General features: G+C 51.1%; 1 protein-coding gene. It reads right to left on the reverse strand.

Features of this window, described 5'->3' with window-relative positions; translation table 11 throughout:
- Positions 1-2,462 (reverse strand): peptidase domain-containing ABC transporter (locus IQ219_RS18720; RefSeq protein WP_194073609.1); only part of this gene is annotated, 2,462 nt, incomplete at its 3' end.
- Positions 2,463-2,806 lie beyond the last annotated feature (344 nt).

Genomic DNA, 2,806 nt, shown 5'->3' on the forward strand with positions numbered 1-2,806 from the left:
GGTTCGTACAGTCGGGAGAGCAGTTTGGTCAGGGTACTTTTGCCAGCACCACTCTGCCCCACTAGGGCCACAAAGGTTCCAGGGGCGAAGGAAAGATTGATATTACTCAATTGCAGGGGTCCCTGTTTTTTAAACCGGAAACTGACGTTTTCAAACTTCACTTCGCCGGCAATTTCTGGCATGGGGATGTTTTGGCGATCGCGCTCCGATTCTTGGGGCGTATCAACAATGTCCGCCAACCGTTCCAAGGACAGGGCAGTTTCCTGGAAGTTTTGCCACAGTTGGGTCAAACGCAGAATGGGGGAGGTCACGTAGCCGGCAATGATCCGAAAAGCAATTAATTGACCCAGGGTTAAATCCCCGTCCAGCACTAAGGATGCCCCCACCCAGAGCACCAATAAACCGGATAGCTGGTTAAGAAAATGACTGGAGGAGCTGGCTAAGGTGGAGGTAATAACGGTGTTGAAGCCGGCCCCCACGTAACGGGAATATTTGTCCTGCCATTGCCAGCGGGAACGCAACTCAATGTTTTGAGCTTTAACGGTCTGAATACCGGACATCACCTCCACCAGATAGGACTGGGTTTGGGCATTTCTTTCTGCCTTGAGCCGCAATTGCCTCCGGATCAGGGGAGAAAATACCAGGGTCAAAACAACAAAAATAGGCACAATACCCAGGGCTACCGCCGTCAGCAGGGGGCTATAGATAATCATGACGACGATATAGACCACAGAAAACACTGAGTCCAGTACCACCGTCAGGGCAGTGCCGGTTAAAAATTGGCGGATATTTTCCAGTTCGTTGACCCTGGTGGAAATTTCCCCCACTGGGCGGTTCTCAAAGTAACGCAGGGGTAAGCGCAATAGGTGGTCAATGATTTCCGACCCCAAACTCATATCGATGCGATTGGTGGTGTCTACAAACAAATAGGTTCGTAGGGTGCTCAAAAGCGCCTCAAAAATGGCGATCGACACCAACGCAATACCCAACACCTGCAGAGTATCTTTGCTGTTTTGCACAATCACTTTGTCGATGATGATTTGGATCATCAAGGGATTGGCCAGGCCAAATAGTTGGACAAAAAAGGAGGCCACAAACACCAACAGGAGAATATGGCGATATTTCACCAACGCTGGCCAAAACCAACTCAGGCCAAATCTCTGTTGCGGGGTGTCTTTGGAAGGATGCATCATCAGCACCTCCCCTTGTCCCTCTTCTCCCCAGGTTTCGAGAAACTCGCTGGTGTTGCGTTTGACTAGGCCCAGCTCCGGCACGGCAATTTTCACTTCCCGATCGCCAACTTCGTACACTAAGGCGAGGCTATCCTGCCAACGGATCAGAAAAGGAACCTGCATTTGCCCAAAAACACCGGTGGGAATCCGCACCAACTGACTAGTCAAGCCCATCAATTCAATAATTGCCCCACAAATAGGTAAGGAAAGGGCCTCACTGCGCTTAATTTCTTCGGTGACAATCCGTTGGATAATATCCCGGCGGAAAGGCATACCGAAATATTGACTAATCATCTGGAAGCAGGCTACCCCGGCATCGGTGGGATTCTGCCCCCGCACAATGGGATAGTTTTTGCGCCCAGATTTGACCACGGTGGGCTCTGGTAATGGCTCCCCCAACTGGTTAGGATCGGCATAGGGAATGTCATCCCAGGGGGAATCCTCCGGGGCCAGGGGGGTCACTGTCGCTAGGGGCACTTCTCCATGGCCGTTGCCACCACCATTGTGTTTCTGTCCAGAACCCCCAGGGTAAAACCGGGGCAAGGGAGGGATACCAATTAGACGTACGGGTGTTTGAGCCTTGAGCACAAGGGGAGAATCTGAGGCCGGCAGGGCACTACCCCGGGGACATTGTTCCAACTCCCCACTACTCACCAACCAGAGCTTCTCCGGATCGGGCAAGTTGCTGGGCAGATTATGGCTGCCTGGTTCCAACTGATGCACCTGGCTGTGGGGCAACATTTCTAGGGTCAGCTGGCGCAAATCCACATTGCCTTGGGCGGTGCGCTGCAGTTGTTCTCCCAATAAATCGAACAGTTCCACCCGACCGCACTGGTGGCGATAAACCCTGGCCAGTTCTGGATATTTATCCACCAAAGCCAAAAATTCGTCCCTAGTTAGGCTGGCACAAATAGTTTCCGTTGAGGCGATCGCCGTTTCACAGGGGACATTTCTGATGGCATTGTTATCGCCGATCACTGCCCCATTCTGGAGCAAAGCCATGGTGGCAGGGTAACCAGTGCCGGGGTCATAACCCAGCAACCTTGCTTGGCCACTGACTAAAAAATAGACATTATTGGCCAACTTTCCCCGGGCCAGGATTATCTGTCCCATGCGAAACCTTAACGGCCTCAATTTTGCCGCTATCTCGGCGATCGCCGGAGCAGGGAGTTGAGCAAAGGGTTCAATTTCCTGCAAAAAGGATTGATAATCGGCAATGGTCAGACTCATAGCAACAAATAAAAGGACGGAGAAATTTGGTTTGGCAAATAGCTGAGCGACAATTGGCGACGGCTTTAGATATATTGAAACATCTTCACCTTTCAACCAAGGCTTGGGCCGACGAAAAGCCAGGCAGTGCCCCTAGAGGCCTCCACTTCCCCCAGACATTACAACAGATCGGACTTTTTTCACCAGACCGAGTTCCTAGTTTACCCCCAAGAAAGTTTGGCAAAAACGCTGTCCTCCAACCGAAAAATTATTCCAAGTTAGGAAATTAGCCCCATTGATTGATCCTGTTCGCCTTCCAGGGGGCAATAAATATCGTACAATGAAGGGTCTGAAATTTTTTGTTC

It is taken from the genome of Synechocystis sp. LEGE 06083 (assembly GCF_015207725.1).
Classification (GTDB): Bacteria; Cyanobacteriota; Cyanobacteriia; order Cyanobacteriales; family Microcystaceae; genus Synechocystis; species Synechocystis salina.